We start from the raw sequence: 23,312 nt of genomic DNA, 5'->3' as shown, positions 1-23,312 counted from the left end.
ACGGGAGATGGCCGCGCGCCCGGGGAACGCGCGGCGCCGGGGCAGGGGCCGGGGCCGGGCAGGGCGCTACAGCGCCTCCATGCGCACGTCCGCCGAGTCGCAGGCCACCGTCTCGTCGGCGTAGACCTCGCACACGGGCCGCCCGTCGGGCGTCATGGTGTGCTCGACCTCCCACAGGCTGAGCTCCTCGCCGCTCGCGAGGAGGAAGGCGTGCTCGTACAGCGTCCAGCCCACCACGCGGCCGGTCCCGATCCGGGTGTGCCGCCCGGTGACGTACGCGATGTCGTGGCCGACCGCCGAGCCGAGCCGGGTCCGCAGGTCGTCGGCGGGCGCGTCCCTGTTCTCGGCACGCCGCAGCAACCGCCAGGCGTGCTCCGCGGAGTCCTCCCGCATGTACTGCCTGGGGCCGGGCACCGGTTCCGCCCCGGACCGCGGCAGCCGGGCCAGCCACTCCGCGGCCTCCGCCTCCAGCTCCTGCGGCGCGGGCTCGCCGAAACGCAGGTCGATCACATGCTGCGCGGCGAGGAGCACCTCGGGGTCGGCGTACACCTCGTACAGCGGGTCGTCGCCGGGGCCGGTGTTGTGCTCGATCTCCCACAGCACCTGGGTGCCGCCGTCCGCGAGCAGGAAGGTGTGGCGCAGGGTGCGCCGGCTCAGCCGCCGCGGCGGCCCCTTGCGCTGGCGGAAGGACGCCAGCTCCGTGCAGCCCATCAGCGCGGTCTCCAGCCGCTCCATCACGGCGTCGTCGATCTCGAACGCGTTCTGCGCCCGGGCCAGCACCACCTCGACGTCCGCCGGACCTGCCCCACCTGGTCGCGCGTTCCCCATGCGGTCCTCCTGCTCACGGCATTCCCCGCGCACCATTGCTGAGCACACAGCGTAGTGGCCCGTGAGCACTCCGCGTCGGGGGTACGGGAAAAAATGGTGCACCCCTACCCGTAGGACGCGCGTAAACGGGACGGCCCCCCTCGCGTACCGCCGGGTGCGACCATGCGCCCATGCGCGCGCTCTTCGTAGGCCTCTGCACGCTCGACGTCATCACACGGGTCGGCCACGTCCCCGCCCCCAACGAGAAGCTGACCGCCTCGGCGCAGCTCATCGCGGCCGGCGGCCCCGCCACCAACGCCGCGGCGACCTTCGCCCACCTCGGGGGCGAGGCCGTCCTGCTCACCGCCTTCGGCGGGCATCCGCTGTCCGCGGCGATCGACGCGGACCTGGCGGCGCTCGGCGTCACCGTCCTCAACCTCACCGCGGACTCCCCGGAGCCGCCGGTCGTCTCCACGATCCTGGTCACCGCGTCCACCGGCGACCGGGCCGTCGCCTCCCCCGCATCGGCCTCGCCGTCGCCGCCGGGCGATCTCCAGGCGCTCGTCGCCTCCGCGGACCTCGTCCTGGTCGACGCCCATCACCCGGCCCTGGCCCTCCCGGCCGTCCGGTTTGCCCGCGCCGCGGGCATCCCGACCCTCCTCGACGCCGGCAGCTGGCGCCCGGGCACGGCACCCCTGCTCCCCTACACCGACCTCGCCGTCTGCTCCGCCGACTTCCGCCCCCCGGGCACGTCGTCCCCCGCCGACGTCCTCGCCTTCCTCCACGACGCGGGCGTCCCCTGGCCGGTCATCACCCGGGGCCCTCTTCCCGTCCTGTGGTCCGGCGGCGAGGTCCCCGTCCCTGCCCCCACGACGGTCGCCGACACCCTCGGCGCCGGCGACATCTTCCACGGCGCCCTCGCCCACGCCCTCCTCACCCCCGCCAGCACCGCCCTCGCCCCCGCCCTCCGCTTCGCGGCGGAGACCGCATCCCGCTCCTGCGCCTCCTTCGGCACCCGCACCTGGATGCGGGCCTGACCCCCGGGCGGCCGAGCCGTCCCCCTCACGACCTCCCGCTCCGCCGCCCTGCGAACCCCACGAAGATCGCCGCCGCCACCCCCAGGACCGCCCACCCCACGGCCGTCTCCGACAGCGACGTCTGCGTGTGCTTCGGCAGCAGCGACAGCCCGCCCAGCACGACGAACATCGCGCACACGTAGCTGCCCCCCGCCGCCAGCACCCACCGCACCAACCGGCCCTGCCGCGTGTTCGACGACTTGTCGCTCATGGGGATTCCGCCTTGCTCCGTGACCCTGCCTCGCACCGGGACTTTCCCGTCAGTGCTTCAACGCCCACCCACAGTCCCCGACACGGGCTTCGGGCGTCCCCAATTCACAGGTGTTGCGCCTGAGGTTGGGGTGAATGCGGTAGGTCAGGGGTCCTGCCGAGTCCGCAAAGCCAGTGCACCGGAGACGAAGATGACGATCGTCGTGGCCAGCACCGTCCAGAAGAAGCCCGATTCCTGCAGCCCACGCAGCATGTCCTGCGGTAGCAAGGCGAAGATCAGCAGGACGAACACTGTGGCCAGTGCGTAGCTCACCCCCGCGCCGAGAAGGACGCGCAGAGCGCGGGACGTGAGCGAAGGGTGCATTCGTGGGGGCATCGTCGTTCCGCCTGTCACTTGGTGATGAAGTGGCACTGCGTTGCCCGCCTTGTCCCCGAAACGAAGAAGTCCGCGCACGCCTTAGCCGTAGTGCTTCAACGTGTGGTGAGTCCTGTCGACACGGCCGATTGAGCTGTGCGCGGTGCATCGGGTGTGGGTTTGCCCCCTGCTCACGAGGTATGTGCGGCCGTTCAAGTCCGAGTAGCGATAGTCGATCCGCCAGTTGCACCAGGCCCCGCCAGCACTGTCGATTCCGAAGGCATCCTGCACTGATGCCTCCTGCCGATCGATGTGCCGCCCGGATCCCTGGACGAAGTGGCCCAACGTGGTCGCCGGCAGGCAAAGCTGCGTTCCCTGTGCGTCAAAGCAGAAGCCCACGACCTTCGCGTACCCCACCGCCGTGGCCGAAGCCGGTGTCGAGAAACTGATGACGGTGGCGACCGCAGTCGACGCTGCCAGTGCCGCCTGGGTGACGTACCGCGCTACAACGTTCACTCGCTCCATGGGGACTCCTCCGATGCTCCTGTATTGCGGATGCACCAGAAACGGGAGGAGCAGATCGCGAGGTACGCCGTGTTGCAGGGCGGTGACACAAGGTCGCCCTGGGGAGTGGTGCAGGAACCTTCAAGCGGCAGTTCTGCAACAAGATCAGCCGGCTGCGAGTGCCGAATAGGTCCACACGTCGGCGGGCAGTTCGTGCTGGAGCTCCCATTCGATGGCCATGGGTTTGCTGCCTTCGTGCTTCTGGTATTCGGCAGGGCCGAGGAGCATCCAGGGCTGCGGTCCGCCGATGTCGGTCATCTTGTATCGGCGGACGAAGACCAGGACGTGCGTACCCATCTCCCTGTGGTGCTGGTAGCGCAGGCCGGTGGGAGAGGTGCTGGAGGTCTGGTTCTGCGATTCCCAGTGGAGGCGCACCTCGCTCATGGCGTAGTCCTTGTAGCGCGTCTGCGGGGAGAAGTCCTTCTCATCCTTCTCCAGGGTGACGAGTAGCGCGTCTGTCTGGATGTCCTCGCACCACTTGACCCCTTCACGGAAGTGCCCGGGAAGAAATCCGCCCAGGGCCGCCTGCCCAAGTGCGGGAAGGATCTCCTCGCGGCTATAGCTGGCGTGCACGGTCAGTGGCAGATGCGCATGCGGGCCCGTCAGGGGGACGGGGACGTGGTCGGCGTGTTCCAAGCCGTAGGAGAGGACTTGAAGGAGTTCGCTCCTGAGGTCGGGTTGGACGCGAAGTGCGTCGAAGCCCTCCTGGTAGGTGGAGAAGCCATTGCCCAGTGGCCACAGCGAGAAGAAGAGCATCCGAGCGTAGGCCTGCCCACGCTCGTCGAGGTCACCGTACGGGGGCGCGTCGTCGCGCAGGAGGCGCTGGTAGGCGGCCACCCGCACCGGGTCGTTGACGTGCAGCAAGGCCGAGACGCGCTTCAGAAGCGCGGATTCACCCTCGGGGTGCTCAGGGGTGAGCAGCTTGCTGCGGCGCAGGAGTCCGGTCCATGAATTGCCGCCCCGGTAGATCTCCTTGAGCTCGCGGCCGCTCTCGGCGAGATAGTCCGCGAGGACGGGCTCGGCGTAGGCACTCACCTCGCGGGCGAGCTGGACGACATTGACATTGATCTGCGCCCGGATGTTGTTGATGACCAAATCCTTGGCCTTCGGTTCAAGGATGATCTGGCAGCCGGACGGCAGCTGCGGGAATTCATGCTCGATGTTGGACAGCAGCCGGTTGCGTGTGAAGTTCGTCAGGGCACGGAACTGCTCCTCGAAGCGGAACTCCTTGCGGTGCTGGCCGATGAAGTCGAGCACGGTGAGGACGGCCTTGCCCTCGCTGCGGCGCAAGCCACGGCCGAGTTGCTGTAGGAACACCGTTGCGCTGGAGGTGGGGCGGAGCAGCAGCAGAGTGTCGACGTCGGGGATGTCGAGCCCCTCATTGAAGAGGTCGACGGAGAAGAGGATCTGAACGGTCCCGTTCTTCAGTTCGTTCAGCGCTGTCCTGCGCTCCTCGCGCGGAGTCTCCCCGGAGAGTGCCTTGGCATTGAGTCCCGCTCGGCAGAAGAAGTCCGCCATAAAGTGGGCGTGCGCAACGGAGACGCAGAAGCCCAGGGCCCGCATGGAGCCCGGGTCGGCAATCTTGTCCTTGACCGCCCGGACGACGAGGCGGGCACGTGCGTCGTTTCCGGTGAACAGATTGTTCAGTGCGTCCCGGTCGTAGGCCCCTCGTGTCCACGCCACGGCGGTCATATCAGTGTTGTCGGTGATGCCGAAGTAGTGGAACGGGCTCAGCAGGTCGTTCTCAAGTGCTTCCCAGAGCCGCATCTCGGCGGCGATGCGGCCGTCGAAGTACGCGTCCTGGACGTTCTGGCCGTCCGTGCGCTCGGGCGTGGCCGTCAGGCCCAGCAATTCCAACGGGGTGAAGTGGTCCACGATTTTGCGGTAGGTGGGTGACACCCCGTGGTGGAACTCATCGAAGACGACGACGTCGAAGTGGTCCCGCGCGAATCTGTCGAGCGCCTTCGCGTTGAGAGACTGGACGCTCGCGAAGACGTGGGTCCAGTTTTCCGGGATCTCGCCGCCGACCAGGAGTTCACCGAAGTTCGCGTCGGTCAGGACGTCCTGGTAGGTGCGCTGTGATTGCTCGAGGATCTCCTGCCGGTGTGCGACGAACAGCAGCTTGAGGTCATCTCTGCCGAGTACCTTGCACAGGTTTCTGTAGTCGAGCGCGGCCATGACCGTCTTGCCCGTGCCCGTCGCGGCGACGAGGAGATTGCGGTGGCGGTCGTGGACGTCCCGTTCGACTTGCAGGCGTTCCAGCATGTCCCGCTGGTGAGGATACGGCCGCACTTCCAGCCCGGACAGGCTGATGGGGCGGCTGCCCGATGTCTGGCCTCCGTCGCCGGCCGCCCTTCGGAGGGCGTCGTCGAGACGTGCGGCGTGCTGGTCGGGGTCGTAGGTCTCGAAGGACGGCTCGCTCCAGTAGGAGTCGAAGGTGGCTTCGAACTTCTTCAGTACAGCAGGCGTAGCTACCGACGAGAGCCGGACGTTCCACTCGAGGCCGTCCAGCAGGGCGGACTTGGAGAGGTTGGAGCTCCCCACGTAGGCCGTGTCGTAGCCGGTGTCACGCCGGAAGAGCCAGGCCTTGGCGTGCAGACGCGTGGAGCGCAGCTCGTAGTTGACCTTCACTTCGGCGTTGAAGTCGCGCACGAGCCGGTCGAGGGCACGGCGCTCGGTGGCGCCGATATATGTGGTGGTGATGACGCGGATCGGCACACCACGGGCGTGGGCCGACTTCAGGGCTTGCTCCAGCACACGGAGCCCGTGCCATTTCACGAAGGCGCAGAGCAGGTCGATGCGATCGGCTGTCGCCAGCTCATGCCGTAGTTCGAAGCCGAGGCTGGGGTCTTCGGGCGAGTTGGTGATCAGCGCCGTCTCGGACAGCGGTGTCGCGGGCCTGACCGCGTAGACACCGGCGGCTTCTTCCTTGGCCACGGCCAGGAGTTGCCGAGGACCGTCGGCGACGAGCCCTTTCCCTTGCTGGCCGCCGTCGACTGCGGAGATCGACTCGAGGATCAGATTGGCAGCCAGGATCTGTTCGGCCGGACTGAGGTCCTTGAGGACGCGCTCGACCTCGCCTCCGACGTGGCGAGAGAGTACATGAGGAGACGACTGCGAACCGACCACCTGGTCACGGACGTTCCAGCCCTGAGCGCGCAGGTCCTGGATACGCTCTTCGAGCCGGTCGGTGATCAGTTGCTCGTAGAGCCCTGCCACTGGATTCACTGAGTGCGCCGCGTCAGTCACAAGGCCCCCCTGGATGCCGTCACGATGGTCAAGTTCTACAGCAAGCCTCTGACATCGATGCCTGTGCTCTGCCGTACTGCCGGGAGGCCGACCTACGCTGACGGGCGTGATACGTGCCGTCGTGTTCGACGTCGGGGAGACGCTGGTCGACGAGACCGAGATCTGGGGTTCCTGGGCCGACTGGTTGGGAGTGCCCAGGCACACGTTCTCGGCGGTGGTCGGGGCGATGGCGGTGCGGGGGAAGGGGCATTGGGAGGCGTTCCGCGTGTTCAAGCCCGACTTCGATGTGGAGGTCGAGGACGGCAGGCGCGCCTTGGCCGGGAGGGGGACCCGTTTCGGGCCGGAGGATCTGTATCCGGATGTCCGGCCGTGTGTCGAGGCGCTGCGGGAGATGGGCGTGTGGGTCGGGATCGCGGGCAATCAGCCGGTACGGGCCGAGCGGGATCTGCTGGACTGCGGGCTGCCGGTGCAGATGATCGCGACGAGCGCGGGATGGGGCGTGAAGAAGCCCGAGCCGGCGTTCTTCGAGCGGATCGTCGCCGAGTGCCCGTATCAGGCCCACGAGATCGTGTACGTCGGGGACCGAGTGGTCAACGACGTTGTACCGGCGCGGGCTGCCGGATTGGCGACGGCACTGATCAGGCGCGGTGTGTGGGGCTTTGTGCCGGACGCGTTCGACCCGGAGCGGCTGGCCGATGTGCGGCTGCGCGGGCTGGATGAGCTGCCGCGGTGGGTGGCCGAGCGTCGGCGGGCGTGAGGCGGGCGGCGGGCGCAGCATGGGCGCATGAGAGCGAGCGAGACCCCGGTCACCGATGGATTCGAGCAGGCGCTGGACGCGTTGCGGCGGGCGCCGTACGGGGTGGGGGACGAGGCGCTGTGGGAGGTGGAGGGGAGCGTGCTGTGGGAGGCGCGCATGCATTTGGAGGCGTGGGAGCGGGTGGTGCGGGGGCTGGAAGCGGGGCGTGCGACGGGGCGCGGGGAGCTGGGGTGCCGGGACGGGGTGGCCGGGCTGGTGCGGAGGCTGCCGGGGCCGGTGGCGGAGGTGTACGGGGAGGCGCTGGGGGAGGTCGACGGCCGGTACATGGAGCTGTCGGTGGAGGATGACGACGCACCCGGCGGCGGGGCCGGCTGGTGGTGGGGCCGGCGGCCTCGGGCGGGGTGGGCGTGACAGTGGGGCCGGGCACACTGGTCTCATGTGCCGAAGCATCAAGACGCTGCGTCCGCCGATGACGACCGACGTCAGTGAAGAGGACATCAGGGCGGCCGCCCTGCAGTACGTGCGGAAGATCTCCGGGTTCCGGGCGCCTGCGGCGCACAACCGCGAGGTCTTCGAGGAGGCGGTGGACGCGGTGGCCGCGGCCACGCGGGAGTTGCTCTCCGGGATCGAGGTACGGGGACAGCAGGCGTCGGCCTAGCGGGCGCACGGGACCGAGGGCGTGTCACTCAGGGCGCGTGGGCGATTTCGGTAGGTTGTCGCCTGCTTGCATCCGTCTGTCCGTCCGACGCTCCACTGGGGTACGCCATGTCCGTTGTCCGCAAAGCCCTCGTCGTCACCGCACTCACCGCCGTCCTGCTGGCCAGTGCGGTCGTCTGCCAGTCAGCGGCCGGGGAGTGACACGTACTGGTGCAGGCCCGGGATGGTGAGCCGGTTCGCCCGCAGGAGCTGGTTGTAGTTCACGACCTGGGTGAAGAACAGCGGGATCGGGATCGTCAGCCCGGGCGGCAGCGGGGGCGGCATGTCCGGGGTGAAGGTGACGGGCAGCAGGCCGAGGAGGTTGCCGCTCAGCACCCGGGTCAGCAGGACGACCGGGCCGCCGGTTGCCGTCGTGGTGCCCCAGGGGCGGCCGTCGGTCTCCAGTTCGCCCTGGCACGACGCCCAGGGCGCGAGCTCGGGTGAGACGTGGCCGATGCCGGGCAGGCCGATGTCCAGCAGCGGCAGGGCGAGGCCGGGCAGCCCGTGGAAAGGCGGCGTCCAGTTCTCGGCGCGGCTGCGGGCGCAGGCCGGCGAGAGCAGGCCCGCGGTCTGGCGCAGGTTCGCGATGTCGACCCGCCAGGCGGTGAAGACCAGGACCCGCTCGCGTCCGTGCCGCGTGGGCACGCCCGTGATGCCGCGGTACGTCAGCCCGGTCAGCACCAGCAGCGGGGTCAGGACCCGGAACGGCTGCTCCGCGGCGAGGCCGGGCGGGCGGTAGCGCCCGGCGCCGAGGGACAGTTCCAGCGACACCTGCGGCAGGCACCAAGGGGAGTCCGGCGTGCCGCCACCGATCCGGATGCGTGGTGGGAGCAGCGACAACGGCGCGTCCATGCCGCGGTCGGCGGGCAGCCGGGGCACGATCAGGTCCAGCAGGCTGTCCGGAGTGATCTTGTCGCCGGACAGGATGCCGGCCGGGACGTGCGGCGGCTGCGGCCTCCTCTTCCCCGGGCCGCCGCCGCGGGCCTCCCGTCCGCGCTGCGGCGCCGCGCGCCGGGGGACCTCCTCCGCGCGCGGCGCGGGCGGCGCCGCCCGCCGCAGGCCGAGCAGGTCCGCCACTGCCCCGAGCAGGCCGCCACCACCGGACGACGGGGACGGGGAGGCGGCCGGGGACGAGGAAGGCGCCGGTACCGCCCGGCGCTGCGACGGCACCGGGGCGACCGGGGCGGCCTTCGCCGGGCGGCCGGCGTCCGGCTTCCCCTGCACCGGAAGCGGTGCCGCCGGCCCGGCGCCGAGGGGCAGGCCCGCCCTCGCCTCCTTGGCCGTGCCGGTGCCGGTGCCGTGAACGGTGGGGTGGCCTGCGTGATAGAGCCCGTCCAGGACGTCGCAGATCGCTTCGCGCGCCCGCCGGGTCGCCTCCGCGCCGGACGGCGGGCCGTCGGTGGTGTGGTGGCCGTGCGCAAGGGGCGGCGCCATCGGCTGCAGTCCCCCGGCCAGCAGTGCCCCGCCCACCGGGATGACGCTCAGGGCCCGCAACCGCGTGACGGTGCGCGGACGCGTGCGCGGGCGCGGACGGGGGACGACGGCCGCGGCGGTTCCGGCCCCCGCGCTGCGGCTGGTCCCCGGCTGCGGCTCGGCGGGCGGCCCGGCAGGCGGTACGGGAGGCGGCTCGACCGGGGGTGTCCCCGGCACGTCGCCCGCCGGTTCCCCCGTTGCCCCCGGCTCGCCCGGGGCCTCCGGATCATGCGCCGGGCCCGTGCCGTCCGCATCGTCCGCGCCGCCCCCGCCACCCCAGTCCGGCACCGGCCGCCCCCGTCCCCACCGGCCGTTCCCGTCGCCGTACGGCACCCAGCTGACGGCCATCGCGCCGCCCATCACGCCCAACAGGAAGCCGATCAGGAAGCCGCCGAAGTTCGACAGCACCAGGGAGGCGACGGAGAAGATCAGGGCGGCGATGCCCGCGAACGTGCGGTGATGCGGCGCGAACCACATCGTCAGGCCGAGGACGACCAGGAAGACGCCCATGAGCAGGCCGGAGACGCCCGCGATGCCCTCGTGGATCATGAGGGAGAGCGGCGCGAGCGGGATGGAGAGGATCTCCAGGCCCGCCAGCAGGGTCCAGAAGCCTGCCCAGAAGGGCCGGGAACGGCGCCAGGAGCGGAAGCGGGACCGGACTTTCCTCGGTGGGATCAAGGCGGCGGGCCCCCTCAGAAGCAGGAGTGGTCGCCGCGCCGCACGGTGAGGTGCAGGTCCGGCAGTCTGAACGTGGCCGCGCTGATGGAGCGCGTGGTCTGGCGGAGGCCGTCGATGGTGACCGCCGAGGCCTGCTCGGCGAACGTTCCGGGCGTGCCCTGCACACCGGGTACGCCTTGCACGGTGCCCGCGTCCTGGCCGATGTTGACGTCTCGGAAGACCACGTCGCCCCGCAGGTCGTGGGCGTCGGCGACGAGGCGGTCGGCGTGGGCGGGCGACGAGGTGAGCCGCAGGGTGACCGGGCCCAGCAGCGGGACGTTCTGGACGACGGACTGGCACAGATGGTGGAGGGTGGCGGAACGGATGCCGGACAGCGCTTCGGGGTAGAGCCCGTCGCGGCCCCGGTCGACGACGCCGAACTGGACGAAGCCGTCCCCTTCGAGCCGGGTGGCGGCGATCTGGAAGCTCTCGCCGGCGACCGGGAAGGAGTTGCCGGAGACCCCGAAGGACGTGGCCAGCGCGCCGGTGGCCATCGTCGCGACGAGAGCCCCCGCGGCAGCGAGTGTCGGCACCATGACGAGGGCGAGCCGCTTCCAGCTGGTGCGGCCGGAGGGGCGGGCGTCAGAGGTCTGCACGCCCGGTCAACCGTCGGACAGTCTGATCGGTGGCTCGGTGTGCGGGCGCAATCACCCCTACGGCGGTACGCGCTCGCCCATACGGGTCAGGGCACGCGCCTCAAGGGCAGGGTTGAGCGCCCTTCTTCACGGTCAGGTGCAGGTCGTCGAACTCGAAGGTGGCTGCGCTCATCGAACGGGTGACTTGTCGCAAGGGCCAGCGCGCGCGCCCGGAGTCAGCGGTGGCGGCCGCCCTGTGAGTACGGGTAGGGGCCGGGCCGGGCGGGCGGGTACGGCTGCTGCCAGTACGGGGCCTGGGCTTGGGCCTGGGCCTGGGCCTCGGCCTGCGCCTGGGGCTGACCCTCCGGCGCCGCCCCGGGAGGAGACAACGGAGACTGCTGAGGAGTCTGCTGCCCCCAGCCCCCCGTCGCCCCGTACGCCGCCGCGCCCCACTGCGGGGCCCCCCATTGCGGAGCCCCATAGGGCGTAGATCCCCACTGCGTAGATCCCCACTGCGGGGCTCCCCATTGCGGAGCCCCGTAAGGCGCCGCCCCGTACGGGACCGGCGGGCGCTGCCCCCAGGCGTACACGGTCGGGAACGGGGGGCGGAGGGTGTGGGCGGCGTGGGTGAGCGCCGGCTGGGCGACGGCCTTGCGCTCCCAGAGGTGGTGCAGCAGTTCCTGCTCCCGCGCGTGGAAGTCGGGACCGGTGGCGCCGCGGTTGGCGCGGGCCCGCAGGAAGGCCAGCGAGGTGGCGAAGGAGACGTACTCGCGCACGGTACGGGCGGCCGCCGCGCCCTGGACGCAGCGGGCGGCGGCACGGGCGAGCGAGCGGCCCTTCATGGAGCCGATGGCAATCGGCTCGGGCAGGGTCAGCCAGCCGGCCATGGCGTACAGCGGGAGCTGGGTGCGGATGGTCTTGAGCTCGTGGGAACGGGACCAGATCGCGAGCCAGACCAGCAGGCCGAACAGCGGGATCATCAGCGTCGCGTACACGGCGATGAAGCCCAGCGGGCCGAACGAGGCGGAGCCGTTCCAGGTGCCGTGCAGCGTCATCGCGAGCAGCCAGCCGCCGATCGGGGCGAGCCAGCGGCGGGCCCGGCCCGGGCGGGAGGTCGCGGCGATGCCGAAGCCTATGCCGGTCAGCGAGGTGAAGAGCGGGTGGGCGAAGGGCGTCATCACGATCCGGACCACGAACATCGCGGCGGTGGTGGGGCCGACGCCCCCGCCGCCCAGCGCCTGGTCCTCGGCGAAGCCCGAGCCGAGGTAGAGGATGTTCTCGGTGAAGGCGAAGCCGGTGGCGGTGAGCCCGGCTATGACGACGCCGTCGACGACGCCGGTGAAGTCACGGCGGCGGAAGAGGAAGAGCAGCAGGACGGCGGCGCCCTTGGCGCTCTCCTCCACGACGGGGGCGACAAAGGTGGCGCCCCAGGAGTCGCTCTCCGCGGGGCTGGCGGTGAAGGTCGAGGCCAGCAGTTCGGTCGCGTACTCGTTGGCGAGGATGGCGACCAGCGTGGCGGCGCACGCGCCCCAGGCGAAGGCGAAGACGGCGTTCCGCATCGGGGTCGGCTCGACCCGGTCCAGCCACAGGAAGGCGCCGCCGAGCAGCGGCACGGGCAGGATCGCGAGGGCGAGGCCGACGAGGAGGCCCTCGGTGCCGGTCTGCCGCCGCACCAGGGCCAGGATGATCACTCCGCACAGCGCGAGCACCGAGAAGAGCACCACCAGGCGCAGCGTCCGGTTCTCCCAGAAGTGGCGGCGCGGCTTGTAGTGCCACTGGCCGGGCGCGGGCAGCGCGAAACTCGGTTCTTGCCGGCGTTCCGGGTACTCGGGGACGTCCGGGTGGGCCGCCGGGCCCGGCAGGGGCGGGTCGGGCGAATGCGAGTACGAGGACACCCATCGACCTTACGGGGGAGTGGTTGCGGCGCGCGACGGTGTTGCGCACAACGTCACTGGTGAGCGACAACGATCGCCCGCTGCCCCGCCGCACGTCAACAGGGGCTACCGGCGGGTGAAGACCAGGTCGTTGACGATGTGGCCCTTGGCGATGCCCTGCCGCTCGAACTTGGTCATCGGCCGGGATTCCGGGCGCGGCCGCGCGTAGCCCTCACCGTGGGCGTTGACGAGGTGGGGGTCGGCGGCGAGCACCTCCAGCATCTGCTCGGCGTACGGCTCCCAGTCGGTCGCGCAGTGCACGGTCGCGCCGGACCGCAGCCGCGAGACGGCGAGGGCCACGAACTCGGGCTGGATCATGCGGCGTTTGTGGTGCCGTGCCTTGGGCCAGGGGTCGGGGAAGAAGACGCGCAGCCCGGCCAGCGAGCCGGGGGCGAGCATGTCGCGCAGCAGGATGACGGCGTCGCCGTTGGCGACCCGGATGTTGGACAGGCCGTTCCGTTCGGCGAGGCGGATGAGGTTGCCCTGCCCGGGGGTGTGCACGTCCGCCGCGAGGATCCCGGTCCCGGGATCGGCGGCGGCCATGGCCGCGGTGGCGTCGCCCATGCCGAAGCCGATCTCCAGCACCACCGGGCGGTCCGGGGCGAGGTCCGCGTCGGCGAAGAGTTCGCCGAGGTCCAGCGGGCTGCCGTCGATGTCGACGCCCCAGTCCGCCCAGTGCCGTTCCAGCGCCGCCTGCTGCCCGTGGGTGACCCGGCCGCGGCGGGGGTGGAAGGTGCGGATGCGCTGCTCGGTGTGCGCGTCCGGATGCGGGTGGGAGGCGGGGCCGCCCGGGAAATGGGGGGTGTGGGGCTTGTACATGATGCGTCGATTTTACGTATGCCCCGCGGCCTCCAGCGCCCGCCGGGCGATCTCCCGGCCGATCGGCAGGGACGCGGTCGCGGCGGGCGACGGGGCGTTGAGCACGTGCACGAAGGGGCCGCTGCCGGCGAAGAGGAAGTCGTCCACGAGTTCCCCGTCGCGCAGCACCGCCTGGGCCCGCACACCGGAGGCGGACGGCACCAGGTCGGCGGCGGTCACCTCGGGCAGCAGCCGGCGCACCTCGCCGGTGAACGCCCGCTTCGACAGCGACCGGCGCAGCTCGCCCGCCTCGTACCGCCAGTGCCGGCGGGCGATCCGCCAGGTGCCGGGGAAGAGGGCCGTCTCCAGCAGGTCGCGCGCGCTGACCGTGCGCCGCCGGTAGCCCTCGCGGGCCGGGGCGGGCACCGCGTTGGGGCCGATGTGCACGGTGCCGTCGATGCCGCGGGTCAGATGGACGCCGAGGAAGGGGAACGCGGGGTCGGGCACCGGGTAGACCAGGCCGCGCACCAGCCCGCTGCGGGCCGGGGCCAGCTCGTAGTACTCGCCGCGGAAGGGCACGATCCGCACTCCCGCGGTGTCGTCGCCGGCCATCCGCGCGATCCGGTCGGACTGCAGGCCCGCGCAGTTGACCAGCGCTTTCGCCCGGATCGGGGGCCCGTCGCCGGGTTCGACGATCACGGTGCCGCCGTCGCGGTGGATCGCCCGGACCTCGGTGCCGTACGCCGTGCGCGCCTCGCCGGACTCGGTGGCCAGGCGGGCCATGGCCGCCGCGACCTCGGTGAAGTCGCACACCCCGGTGGTGCCGACGTGGATCGCGGCCAGGCCCGCGACGTGCGGCTCACGCTCGGCGATCTGGGCGGGGCCCAGTTCCCGCACCGGGATGTCGTTCGTACGGCCGCGCTGCACCAGGGCATGCAGCCGGGGCAGTTCCTCGCGCGTGGTGGCGACGATGAGCTTGCCGGTGACCTCGTGCGGGATGTCGTGCCGGGCGCAGAACTTCACCATCTCGGCGGCACCCTGCGTCGCGTAGCGCGCCTTGAGCGAGCCGGGGCGGTAGTAGATGCCGCTGTGGATCACGCCGCTGTTGTGGCCGGTCTGATGCCGTGCGGGACCCACTTCCTTGTCCACGACGACCACGGTCGTGCGGGGCGCGGCACGGGTGATCGCGTACGCGGTGGACAGGCCGACGATGCCGGCGCCGATCACGACGACGTCCGCGGTGTCCATGCGCGCGGTCACCTCCCGCTTGAGGCTTGGCCCGCGGGGGGCTTCGCCAAACCTCCGAGCGGGCCGGTGTGCCGCGGTCGTCCCGCGGAGGGGGCAGAGCGGAAGGGCCCCACACCCGTGGGGCCCTTCCGTGCGAAGCGTGCCGAGCCGTGCCGAGGCGTGCTGCCCCGGCTGCCGGCTGCTGCGTCGCCCTGCCTGCTCGGTCTGCCCGGCCTGCTCGGGCTACTTGGTGAAGTAGAAGTACTTCCAGGCCCCGTAGGTCGTGGAGTTCACGGTGTCGCCCGAGGAGCCGTTGACGTACGAGGAGCGCAGGCGCATCCGGAGGCCGGTCTCGTGCGTACCGGTCAGGGTCACGACGGACTTGCCGTTGGCGCCGAGCGAGAAGTACTCCGATCCCCCGTCGTACCACTTGCCCTGGTAGTAGACCTCCAGGTTCAGCCGCTGCGAGCGGTTCTTGTAGTACGTCATGGTCGTGGTGAAGACCGGGTCGGTCTTCTTGTGGAAGTACGCGTACGAAGTGGAGCCGATCTTCGCCGTCTTGTACTGCTTGGCGATCGTCGTCGCCACCTTCACCTTGGCGTACGCCGTGGCCTTGACCGTCTTGGACGCCGAGCGGGCGTCACCGGCGAAGACCGCCGTGACCGTGGTGTCCCGGGTCATGTCCACTGTGACGGACAGGTTGCCCTTGGAGTTGACCTTGCCCGTCCGCATCAGCTTCTTCGGTTTGTCCGAGCCGAACGGGTCGGCCCAGATCTGCACCGTGCGGTTCTTGTACGTGGATCCCAGGTGCGCGGTGAACGAGACGTCGGCGCCGTACGAGTACAGCGCGCCGTTGTGGTCGAGGCTCAGGGAGGTGGCGGCCCGCGACACGGCGACCGTGTCCTTGCCCGATGCCGGTGCGTGCGTGGCGTCGCCGGCGTACTGCGCGGTGTAGCTGACGTTGCCGCCGGCCGGCGGTGTGTCCGTGAAGGAGAACGCGCCGGAGGAGCTGACCGTCTTCGTCCCGAGCGACTTGCCCTTGGGCGAGTCGATGTCGGTGCGGGTGATCGTGACCTTCGTACCGGACGGGAAGGACTTGCCGGAGGTCAGCTTGCCGGTGACGCTGAGTTTCTTCGCCCGGGTCGCCTTGGCCGGAGCCGAGACGGTCGCCTTGACCGGGTAGCGGGTCGCGTTGTCCAGGACCCGCAGATAGGTGCCGCCGTTGCCGTACGCGATGGCGAACAGCTTGCTTCCGTCCGGGGCCCAGGCGAGTCCCTGGCCGGCGATGGTGTCGCCGCCGGCTGTGTCCAGGTCGTACGTGTAGGTGCGGTAGGGCGTCTTCGCACCGGGTTTGAAGATGTAGATGTCCTTGTCGTACCAACTGAACGTGGACAGGGCGATCGTGCCGTCCGCCGCGATCGCGGCGGAGTTCGGGTTGTCCGCCTCGACCGGGTAGGCACCGGTGCGGCTGAGGTCGTCGGTGTTGATCGCGGTTGCCGCATAGGGCATTTCGCCGGAGGCGGCGACGATCTTCCTGCCGTCGGCGCTGAGTGCGAAGTCGCTCATGTAGTTGGCGGCCTCGGACGGCATGCCCTGCTTGCGCAGCACGGGGGCGCCGGAGGACACGTCGTACACGGCGAGGCCCGACCACGTTCCGTGGACGCCGATCACCAGGGTGTTCCCGGCCGACTCCAGCTCGGGGGCGTCGTAGAAGCCCACGCCCGGGAGCTGATCGGGAGCGATCTCCGGGGCGGCCGCCGCGGGGTCGAACGATCCCAGGTGGTGGGACGGCTGCTGCCCGTACATGAACCAGACCCGGCCGCCGGCGAGCGCCAGCGTCTGCGGGTCGGTGTTCTCCCCGGTCGGGTACTGAGCCACCGTGGTGGCGGTGGACGTCTCGATGGCCACGACCGCGTCCGCGCCCGGGACGGCCGCGTACACGGTGCTCGAGTCGGGCGTGATCACCAGGTCTCGCACCCCGGGCAGATCGGGCACGGTCGCCACGACCTTGCCCGTGTAGTCGGTGACGACGACCTTGTCGCCGTCCGGGTCGCTGATGTAGACCCGCTTGTGGACGCCGTCCACGGCGATGTCGCCGTACGAGGCTATGGACAGGGCCTTGCCGGAGTCCGCCGCGGCGGGACTCACGGTGCCGGCGACCAGGGCCGCCGAGCTGAACAGGACCGCGAGCGCGGTCGACGCGGTGCGCATGCGCACGGTGATGTGTACCCCCACTGAGAGCCCGGTGGACGCACCGGGTGCCGAACCGGGCCGCGCGACGCCTGCACGCCGTCCGTGTGGGGACGCTGTGAAGGGCGCGGCCGCAGGGCAGCGTATGTCATTGCCACGACAGATGGGGAGAGGGTTTCCCGGGGGTGGAGGGGGCGGTCCCCGCCGTAGGGGAACGGCCACCCCGGCCCGCGGAGGAACGCGCGCCGGGGCCCGTGAAGAACCGCTACGCCGGCGCAGCCAGCAGCGGACGCGCCCGCTCGCGCAGCTCCGCCACCCGCGGCTCGTTCCCGTACGGCTCGAGCCGGTGCAGCAGGTCCCGTACGTACTCCGTGGTGCGGGCCGAGGAGATCCGCCCGGCGACCTCGACCGCCTTGACGCCGGCCGCGCAGGCCGCGTCCAGGTTGCCCGACTCCAGCTCGGCGACGGCCGAGACGACCAGCCGCAGCCCGTGCGAGCGCACGAACTCCTCCGTGGGCTGGGCGAGTGCCGTCTCCGTGAACCGCCGTACCTGGCCGGGCACCTTGAGGTCGCGATAGCACTCGGCGGCGTCCGCGGCGAGCCGGTCGTAGGAGTAGAAGCCGAGCCAGGCCGGGTCCGCGTCGCCGTCGCGGGCGCGGTCGAGCCAGGACTCGGCGGAGGCCAGCGCGCCCGCGCAGGCGTGGCTCTCCCCGGCCTTGGCGTGGGCGCGGGCCTCGACCAGGTGGAAGAACGACATCGTGCGCGCCGTGGCCAGACCGCGGTTGCGCTCCAGGGCCGCCTGCGCGAGGTCGACGCCCTCGTCGGCGAAGCCGCGGTAGGTGGCCTGCAAGGACATGGACGCCAGGACGTAGCCCCCGAGGGGGACGTCGGCCGCGGCGCGGGCGAGCCGCAGCGCCTGGATGTAATACCGCTGGGCGGCCTCCTGCTGCCCGGTGTCGAAGGCCATCCACCCGGCCAGCCGGGTGAGTTCGGCGGTGGCGCCGAACAGCGACCGGCCGACGTCGTCGGAGTACGAGCCGAGCAGCAGCGGCGCCGCCTCGACCCGCAGGCACTCCGAGACCATGCCCGAACGCCAGTCGCCGCCGCCGTACTTGGAGTCCCAGCGGCGCGCGTCCTCCGCGGCCTCGCGGAGCTTGCCGACGTCGGAGTGGCCGACGTGGTGGGTGCCCGGGGCGGGGTCCTCGCGGGCGACGCGCGCGTCGGCCGGGGTTATCAGCCAGCGGGAGGCGGGTGTGACGTAGGCGCTGACCGCGAACGAACCGGCAAGGCTCTGCCAGATGCCGCCGCCCCCCGGACCGCGCCGGCCGGGGTCGAGCTTCCACAGGTCGGTCGCGGACTTCACCGCCTCCCCGATGTCGCGCGGGAAGGCGAGGCCCACCTCGGGCGCGGGGTCGGCGTCGGCCAGGCCGATCTCGTGCAGCGGCACGGGGCGGCCGAGCTTGCTGCCGATGGCGGCCGCGATGAGGTGCGGGGCGGCGCCCTGCGGCACCATGCCCTTGGTCACCCAGCGGGCGACCGAGGTCTTGTCGTACCGCAGGGTCAGGCCGCGCTGGGCGCCCAAGTCGTTGACCCTGCGGGCGAGTCCCGCGTTGCTGATGCCGGCCAGGGCGAGAAGGGTGCCGAGTTTCTCGTTGGGCCCTCGGAGTTCTTTGGTCATGACCACTACCGCCTCTCGCCGTAAGCGCGAGGGCCGTGTACGCCTGCCACGCCTGTCACACCCTCTCGACGCACCACAACGGCCGCCCCGGCATCTGATGTGGAGACGAGCCGGGGGCCACCGCCGCCCGAGGGCATGCGCCGGACCCCGAGCCGCCGGGACCTTCGCTTCTCGGGTGAACCCAGGGTAGTTCTCCGCATCCCGACCGTTAAGAGCTGTTGTCCCGGATGGCGAGATTCCTGCCCTGAATGCGGCCTCGCGACTCCTGCTGGTGGCGCGTGCTACCGGCGTATGCGGCCGTGCGCCCATCCGCGCGCTCTGTGCCGATTCGTACGGTGGCGGTTGCATGGTGCCGTGGGTCGGCCCGCGGCTCTCATTTGCGGCTATGGGGGGTAGCAGCGGGCCAGGGGGCTCCGCCACCACAATCCCCGCGGGTGGCGGACCGGTCCGGGGGGCGTGCCACGCCTCCCGGACCGCGCCGCCCACATGGCGCACAACGGACGAATGCGGGCCGGTGGGACATTGGCCTGAAAACGACGTTTCAAATCCGTTGACGTGCGCGAAGTAGCTTCGATCGGCGGGGAGTTGGGCCGAAACGGCCCTCCGCCGGACCGTGCGTGGCATGCGGTCCGGCGCTCGACCATGCCCTCATGCGCCTCCTTTCGCGCCGCTCCGTGGCAGCATGTTCCCCGGACGGAGCGGCAGTTCGGCCTGCCGCGGGGGCCAGTTGTCCACGAAGAGGCCCCCCTGGTCCACAACCTGTGGAGGCGGGCGATGCGGTGGCTGGTGGGCTGGAGCAACGCCGCAGTGGGACAGATCCCCGGGACGCGCGGCAGCTCGCTGCTGCCGGTGGGCGCCCAACTCCTGTGGAGTGACCCCGATCCGCTGTGGGCCGTGGGCGACTGGCGTGCCGACGAGGTGCGCCTGGTGCACGCCGAGAACGGCTCCGTCGCCAGGCTTGCGGTGCTGGGCCGTTGCGCCGCCTCCGACGCCGCCCTGCGGGTCGGGCTCTTCGCGGCGCGCGGCGGGGCGCTGCGCCATCTGACCTCCTGGGCCGGCAGCTACACCTGCGTCCTGCAGATAGGGCGCCGGATCACCGTGCTCGGCGATCTCGCGGGCGCCCGGCCGGTGTTCCACACCCGGTGGGCGCGCGGCACCGCGTACGCGACGGCCGCACTGCCGCTGGCCGACCTGACCGAGGCCGCGCTCGACGTCACGTACCTGGCGGCCCTGCTCGCCTGCCCGGACTCCCCCGAGGCGCTGGGCGACGGCACGCCGTACGCGGGCGTGCGCCGGGTGCCGCCGGGGCACGCCCTGATCCTGCGGGAGTCGGTGCCCGAGGTGAGCGGCTACGAGCCGACCGCCTCGCTGGCGGTGGCCGGCACGCCCGCCGCCCATGTGCCGCCCGAGCGCGCGATCGCCGGCGTACGGGACGCCCTGGTGGACGCGGTGCGCGCCCGGCTGGCCCAGCCCCGCTTCGTACCGGAGGCCGGTGAGGAGCCGGCGCCCGGTGTGGGCGCCGACCTGTCCGGCGGCAGCGCCTCCTCCACGCTCGCCCTGCTGGCGGCGGGGCTTCCCGGTATGCCCGGCACGCCGCTCGGGCATGGTGCGGCGGCCGGCCAGCGGCTGCTCGCGGTGACCTTCAACGACCTTGTCGCGGGCGGGGGTCCGGCCCGCGAGGCCGAACTGGAGCGGGCCCGCGCCATGGCCGCGGACCCGCGCCTGCACCACGTGGTCGTGCCCGGCGGCGCGCGGGCGCTGCCCTATGCCGATCTCGACGCGGTCCCGCTGACCGACGAGCCCGGACCCTCTCTGGTGGCCGCCGGACGCCACCGGCTGCGGCTGGCGGCGGGCGGCGCCGACCACCTCGTCGGGCACGGCGCCCGCCAGGTGCTGGACGCCCACCCGGCGCGCCTCGCCGACCTGCTGCTGGACCGGCGCCGCCGCAGCCTGCTGAGACCCGTCACGGCCCTCGCCCGCGCCGACGGGCCCGGAGGCCGTTCGGTGTTCGTGCCGTTCACGGTCTACCGCGCGGCGCGGCGGCTGGCCCGCACGAGTTATCAACAGGGTGTGCAGAACGCGGCGGCGCAGCTGATGGCGCGCCGCTTCGACGAGCACGCCGGCCCCCTCCAGGCCTCCCTGGCGGCGCTCGCCTGGTGTCGTCCGGGTCCGGCGGCGCGCTGGCTCACCGGCGAGGCACTGGCTGAAGTATCGGTTCGCCTCCAGGAGGCGGCGGCCCGCCCCCGTACCGCCGTGGAACGTCCGGGCGAGCGGCGCGCACAGGCCGCACTCGCCCGGCACGCCGCCGACCACCGCGTCTTCGAGCAGGCCGCTGAGGTGCGCAGCCAGCGGATCCACGCCCCCTTTCTCGACAACCAGGTCGTCCGCGCCTGCCGCGCCCTCCCCGAGACCCTGCGCATCCAGCCCGGCGCCCGCGCCGCCGTCCTGCGCTCGGTCCTGGAGGGCGCGGGCATCCGCGACCTCCCGGCGGGCTGGGGTGCCAACTCCCAGCTCTCCGCGGCCGTCGCCGCCCGCACCGGCCTCCGTACCGCCGTCGACGACCTCCTCGACCTCTTCGACGCCCCCCTGCTGGCCGACGCCGGCATCATCGAGGCAGGCGTCGTCCGCGCCGCCCTGCGCGCGGCCGCCGGCGGAGAACCCGTCCCCACCGACGGCCTCGCCGAACTCGTCGCCACCGAGGTCTGGTTGCGGCGCCTCCTCGCCCGCCGGGGCTCCTGCTGGACGGGCACCGACGCCCCCGCGCAACGCGCCGTCCCGGGCGGTGTGCAGCGGCTCTCGCTCTGAGGCCGCCCTGGCCGCCGAGGTGTACCGCCCCTGCCGGGTATAAGAGGTGACGGTCCGTCACCACGTGAAGTGGCCGCTTCCGCCCGCCTCGGACACCCCGCTTTGGCGTCGCGGGGGGAATCCGGGAAACTCTCCTCATGCGCATCCCTTCCGTCACGGCGGTCGTCCTCGCCGGGCTCGCGGCCCTCGTGGCGCTTGGCCCGGTCGCGTACGCCACCAAGGAGACCGGTGACGGGAAGGGCACGGTCGCGGTCTACGACGAGGCGCTCGGCAGGTCCCGGGGCGACAAGGCCACGGTGTGCACCTTCCACATACGCGGCGAGGGCTTCGAGCCGGGGCAGGCGGTCAATTGGGCCGTCGACCGCGCCAAGGGCGCGGCCGCGATGAACGGCACCTTTGTGACGGGTGACGAGGGGACGGGCAGTTCGGCCCGCATTGTGCTGGCCAACGGCGGCTACCGGATGACATGGGTGGGGGAGGGCGCGAAGCCGAAGCGCTTCACGGTGGCATGCGGGGCGGTGACCCCGGCCCCGGCGCAGGCGGCGCCGGCCTCGCCGCTGCCCTCGTACACCCCGGTGCCCGCCGCGTCGACGGCTGCGGTGGTGCCGGGCCAGGGGCCGCTGTCGGCGGCCTCGGGCACCTTGGGGGCGTCGTCGGGGACCGCGGGCACGGTCGGGGCGGCGCTGGCGGTGGCCGCGCTGTGCGGGGCCGGGGCCGCGGGAGTGCTGCTGCGCAGGCGGCGCCCGGCACGCCGGGTCAGCCGGCACCGCAGGGCGGCGGGCTGAGACCGCCGGAGACAGGGCTGTCGGTGGCGTGCCCGACAATGGTGGAGCCGTAGGACACCGAGGAGCACCACAGGACGGACGGGCACGATGGCGGTATGGGACGACGTGGTCGGCCAGGACCGGGTGACGGAGCAGCTTGCCGCCGCCGCGCGTGACGCGGACGCCTTCGTCACGGCCGCCGCCGCGGGCACCGCACTGCCCTCCGCCTCGAAGATGACCCACGCCTGGCTGTTCACCGGCCCGCCCGGCGCCGGCCGCGACACGGCGGCACGCGCCTTCGCCGCCGCCCTGCAGTGCGTGAGCCCGGACCGGGCCCTGGGCGGCGCGCCGGGCTGCGGCTTCTGCGACGGATGCCACACCGCGCTGGTCGGCACCCATGCCGACGTCGAGGTGGTGCGCACCGACCTGCTCTCCATCGGCGTCAAGGACACCCGTGACCTCGTCCGCCGCTCCATCCTGTCCCCGGCGTCCGGCCGCTGGCAGGTCATCGTCCTGGAGGACGCCGACCGCCTCACCGAGGGCGCCGGCAATGTGCTGCTGAAGGCCGTCGAGGAGCCCGCGCCGCGCACGGTGTGGCTGCTGTGCGCGCCCTCCATCGAGGACGTGTTGCCGACGATCCGCTCCCGTTGCCGTCACCTGGTGCTGCGCACCCCGCCCGTCCAGGCGGTGGCCGACGCGCTCGTGCGCCGTGACGGCATCGACCCGCAGGTCGCCGAGGCCGTCGCCCGCGCCACCCAGGGCCAGATGGACCGGGCGCGCCGGCTGGCCACCGACGAGCAGGCCCGGGCGCGGCGGGCGGCCGTGCTGAAGCTGCCGCTGCGCGTGGACGACGTCGGCGGCTGCCTGAAGGCCGCGCAGGAGCTCGTGGACGCGGCGACGGAGGACGCCAAGCAACTGTCGGAGGAGCTGGACGGCAAGGAGACCGAGGAGCTGCGCGCCGCGCTCGGTGCCTCCGGGGGAGCGGGCAGCCGAATGCCGCGCGGCACGGCGGGCGTGATGAAGGACCTCGCCGACCGCCAGAAGCGCCGCTCCACCCGGACCCAGCGCGACACCCTCGACCTCGCCCTCACCGATCTGGCGGGCTTCTACCGGGACGTGCTGGCGGTGCAGGTCGGCACGTCCGTCGCCATCGCGAACGTCGAGGCGCGGGACGCCGTGGAGCGCATCGCGTCCGGCTCCCGCCCGGAGAACTCGCTGCGCCGCATCGAGGCCGTCCTCGCCTGCCGCGAAGCGCTCGACCGCAACGTGGCACCGCTGCTGGCGGTCGAGGCGATGACGCTGGCGCTGCGAGCCGGCTGAGCGCGGCGCCTGCCCCTCCGAAGCACCGCCGACCTGCTCATTTGTGCGGCGGACGGGTGATCGTTCGGGTTCCGCCGCGTCGTCGCCCGGTGCCGCGCGGGCCCTTGCCCCAGGCTG

Annotated in this window: 19 protein-coding genes; 7 read left to right on the top strand and 12 right to left on the bottom strand. The window is 72.1% G+C overall.

Features of this window, described 5'->3' with window-relative positions; translation table 11 throughout:
* Nucleotides 1–66: 66 nt before the first annotated feature.
* Entirely contained in the window at nucleotides 67–828 is a 762-nt protein-coding gene (locus ACFWVC_RS16405) for a DUF6227 family protein (protein WP_384285207.1), read from the bottom strand.
* A gap of 170 nt (nucleotides 829–998) precedes the next feature.
* Here ACFWVC_RS16405 and ACFWVC_RS16400 point away from each other — a divergent pair, with 170 nt between their 5' ends.
* The gene (locus ACFWVC_RS16400) at nucleotides 999–1,844 is read left to right on the top strand and encodes a PfkB family carbohydrate kinase (protein WP_384285204.1); all 846 of its coding nucleotides are present in this window, start codon (nucleotides 999–1,001) and stop codon (nucleotides 1,842–1,844) included.
* Between the two features lie 25 nt (nucleotides 1,845–1,869).
* Here ACFWVC_RS16400 and ACFWVC_RS16395 read toward each other — a convergent pair whose 3' ends face one another.
* The 4 genes from ACFWVC_RS16395 to ACFWVC_RS16380 form a co-directional block, all read right to left on the bottom strand.
* Nucleotides 1,870–2,094: a hypothetical protein gene (locus ACFWVC_RS16395; protein WP_384285201.1), complete on the bottom strand. Its 225-nt coding sequence runs from the start codon at nucleotides 2,092–2,094 to the stop codon at nucleotides 1,870–1,872.
* 144 nt (nucleotides 2,095–2,238) lie between these two features.
* A complete protein-coding gene (locus tag ACFWVC_RS16390; protein ID WP_384285198.1) occupies nucleotides 2,239–2,406 on the bottom strand; it encodes a hypothetical protein in 168 nt (55 codons plus the stop codon).
* Between the two features lie 144 nt (nucleotides 2,407–2,550).
* Nucleotides 2,551–2,973 carry a hypothetical protein gene (locus tag ACFWVC_RS16385; RefSeq protein WP_384285196.1) on the bottom strand — a complete coding sequence of 141 codons (423 nt, stop codon included), beginning with the start codon at nucleotides 2,971–2,973 and terminating at the stop codon, nucleotides 2,551–2,553.
* 144 nt (nucleotides 2,974–3,117) lie between these two features.
* Nucleotides 3,118–6,261, bottom strand: a complete 3,144-nt coding sequence (locus ACFWVC_RS16380) for a DUF3427 domain-containing protein (RefSeq protein WP_384285194.1) — start codon at nucleotides 6,259–6,261, stop codon at nucleotides 3,118–3,120.
* 106 nt (nucleotides 6,262–6,367) lie between these two features.
* Here ACFWVC_RS16380 and ACFWVC_RS16375 point away from each other — a divergent pair, with 106 nt between their 5' ends.
* From ACFWVC_RS16375 to ACFWVC_RS16365, 3 genes are read left to right on the top strand one after another with little or no spacing between them, the layout of a single operon-like run.
* The gene (locus ACFWVC_RS16375) at nucleotides 6,368–7,018 is read left to right on the top strand and encodes an HAD family hydrolase (protein WP_384285191.1); all 651 of its coding nucleotides are present in this window, start codon (nucleotides 6,368–6,370) and stop codon (nucleotides 7,016–7,018) included.
* A gap of 27 nt (nucleotides 7,019–7,045) precedes the next feature.
* Entirely contained in the window at nucleotides 7,046–7,429 is a 384-nt protein-coding gene (locus ACFWVC_RS16370) for a hypothetical protein (protein ID WP_384285189.1), read from the top strand.
* Between the two features lie 25 nt (nucleotides 7,430–7,454).
* Entirely contained in the window at nucleotides 7,455–7,676 is a 222-nt protein-coding gene (locus ACFWVC_RS16365; protein WP_384285187.1) for a DUF2277 domain-containing protein, read from the top strand.
* 182 nt (nucleotides 7,677–7,858) lie between these two features.
* On the opposite strand, the gene ACFWVC_RS16360 is transcribed toward ACFWVC_RS16365, so the two are convergent.
* The 7 genes from ACFWVC_RS16360 to ACFWVC_RS16330 all read right to left on the bottom strand — a co-directional run bounded on the left by ACFWVC_RS16360 (nucleotide 7,859) and on the right by ACFWVC_RS16330 (nucleotide 18,306).
* Complete coding sequence (locus ACFWVC_RS16360; RefSeq protein WP_384285185.1) at nucleotides 7,859–9,865, bottom strand: DUF6114 domain-containing protein; 2,007 nt, start codon at nucleotides 9,863–9,865, stop codon at nucleotides 7,859–7,861.
* Between the two features lie 14 nt (nucleotides 9,866–9,879).
* Nucleotides 9,880–10,500: a DUF6230 family protein gene (locus tag ACFWVC_RS16355; RefSeq protein WP_384285183.1), complete on the bottom strand. Its 621-nt coding sequence runs from the start codon at nucleotides 10,498–10,500 to the stop codon at nucleotides 9,880–9,882.
* 215 nt (nucleotides 10,501–10,715) lie between these two features.
* Entirely contained in the window at nucleotides 10,716–12,374 is a 1,659-nt protein-coding gene (locus ACFWVC_RS16350) for a PrsW family glutamic-type intramembrane protease (protein WP_384285181.1), read from the bottom strand.
* Nucleotides 12,375–12,479: 105 nt separating this feature from the next.
* On the bottom strand, nucleotides 12,480–13,232 hold the full coding sequence (gene trmB / locus ACFWVC_RS16345; protein WP_384285179.1) for a tRNA (guanosine(46)-N7)-methyltransferase TrmB: 753 nt from the start codon (nucleotides 13,230–13,232) through the stop codon (nucleotides 12,480–12,482).
* Nucleotides 13,233–13,244: 12 nt separating this feature from the next.
* Complete coding sequence (gene lhgO / locus ACFWVC_RS16340; RefSeq protein ID WP_384285176.1) at nucleotides 13,245–14,459, bottom strand: L-2-hydroxyglutarate oxidase; 1,215 nt, start codon at nucleotides 14,457–14,459, stop codon at nucleotides 13,245–13,247.
* A gap of 222 nt (nucleotides 14,460–14,681) precedes the next feature.
* Nucleotides 14,682–16,649 carry an Ig-like domain repeat protein gene (locus ACFWVC_RS16335; RefSeq protein WP_384285173.1) on the bottom strand — a complete coding sequence of 656 codons (1,968 nt, stop codon included), beginning with the start codon at nucleotides 16,647–16,649 and terminating at the stop codon, nucleotides 14,682–14,684.
* Between the two features lie 244 nt (nucleotides 16,650–16,893).
* Nucleotides 16,894–18,306, bottom strand: coding sequence for an MFS transporter (locus tag ACFWVC_RS16330; RefSeq protein WP_384285170.1), 1,413 nt, complete (start codon nucleotides 18,304–18,306; stop codon nucleotides 16,894–16,896).
* A 774-nt stretch (nucleotides 18,307–19,080) separates the two neighbouring features.
* On the opposite strand from ACFWVC_RS16330, the gene ACFWVC_RS16325 reads away from it, so the two are divergent.
* The 3 genes from ACFWVC_RS16325 to ACFWVC_RS16315 all read left to right on the top strand — a co-directional run bounded on the left by ACFWVC_RS16325 (nucleotide 19,081) and on the right by ACFWVC_RS16315 (nucleotide 23,195).
* Nucleotides 19,081–21,111, top strand: a complete 2,031-nt coding sequence (locus ACFWVC_RS16325; protein ID WP_384285168.1) for an asparagine synthase-related protein — start codon at nucleotides 19,081–19,083, stop codon at nucleotides 21,109–21,111.
* Nucleotides 21,112–21,248: 137 nt separating this feature from the next.
* Nucleotides 21,249–21,896, top strand: coding sequence for a hypothetical protein (locus ACFWVC_RS16320; protein ID WP_384285166.1), 648 nt, complete (start codon nucleotides 21,249–21,251; stop codon nucleotides 21,894–21,896).
* Between the two features lie 87 nt (nucleotides 21,897–21,983).
* Nucleotides 21,984–23,195, top strand: a complete 1,212-nt coding sequence (locus ACFWVC_RS16315) for a DNA polymerase III subunit delta' (protein WP_384285164.1) — start codon at nucleotides 21,984–21,986, stop codon at nucleotides 23,193–23,195.
* Nucleotides 23,196–23,312: the final 117 nt, after the last annotated feature.

Origin of the sequence: Streptomyces sp. NPDC058691, from assembly GCF_042714775.1 — a bacterium.
Lineage (GTDB): Bacteria > Actinomycetota > Actinomycetes > Streptomycetales > Streptomycetaceae > Actinacidiphila.
Note: the sequence above shows the minus strand (reverse complement) of the source record. Positions and strands in the feature narration are given on the sequence as shown.

Coding starts and splice junctions, on each gene's coding strand:
- ACFWVC_RS16395 (WP_384285201.1), bottom strand. CDS start 2,094: ATGAGCGACAAGTCGTCGAACACGCGGCAGGGCCGGTTGGTGCGGTGG.
- ACFWVC_RS16370 (WP_384285189.1), top strand. CDS start 7,046: ATGAGAGCGAGCGAGACCCCGGTCACCGATGGATTCGAGCAGGCGCTG.
- ACFWVC_RS16320 (WP_384285166.1), top strand. CDS start 21,249: ATGCGCATCCCTTCCGTCACGGCGGTCGTCCTCGCCGGGCTCGCGGCC.
- ACFWVC_RS16365 (WP_384285187.1), top strand. CDS start 7,455: ATGTGCCGAAGCATCAAGACGCTGCGTCCGCCGATGACGACCGACGTC.
- lhgO (WP_384285176.1), bottom strand. CDS start 14,459: ATGGACACCGCGGACGTCGTCGTGATCGGCGCCGGCATCGTCGGCCTG.
- ACFWVC_RS16325 (WP_384285168.1), top strand. CDS start 19,081: ATGCGGTGGCTGGTGGGCTGGAGCAACGCCGCAGTGGGACAGATCCCC.
- ACFWVC_RS16335 (WP_384285173.1), bottom strand. CDS start 16,649: ATGCGCACCGCGTCGACCGCGCTCGCGGTCCTGTTCAGCTCGGCGGCC.
- ACFWVC_RS16405 (WP_384285207.1), bottom strand. CDS start 828: ATGGGGAACGCGCGACCAGGTGGGGCAGGTCCGGCGGACGTCGAGGTG.
- ACFWVC_RS16315 (WP_384285164.1), top strand. CDS start 21,984: ATGGCGGTATGGGACGACGTGGTCGGCCAGGACCGGGTGACGGAGCAG.
- ACFWVC_RS16385 (WP_384285196.1), bottom strand. CDS start 2,973: ATGGAGCGAGTGAACGTTGTAGCGCGGTACGTCACCCAGGCGGCACTG.
- ACFWVC_RS16400 (WP_384285204.1), top strand. CDS start 999: ATGCGCGCGCTCTTCGTAGGCCTCTGCACGCTCGACGTCATCACACGG.
- ACFWVC_RS16330 (WP_384285170.1), bottom strand. CDS start 18,306: ATGACCAAAGAACTCCGAGGGCCCAACGAGAAACTCGGCACCCTTCTC.
- trmB (WP_384285179.1), bottom strand. CDS start 13,232: ATGTACAAGCCCCACACCCCCCATTTCCCGGGCGGCCCCGCCTCCCAC.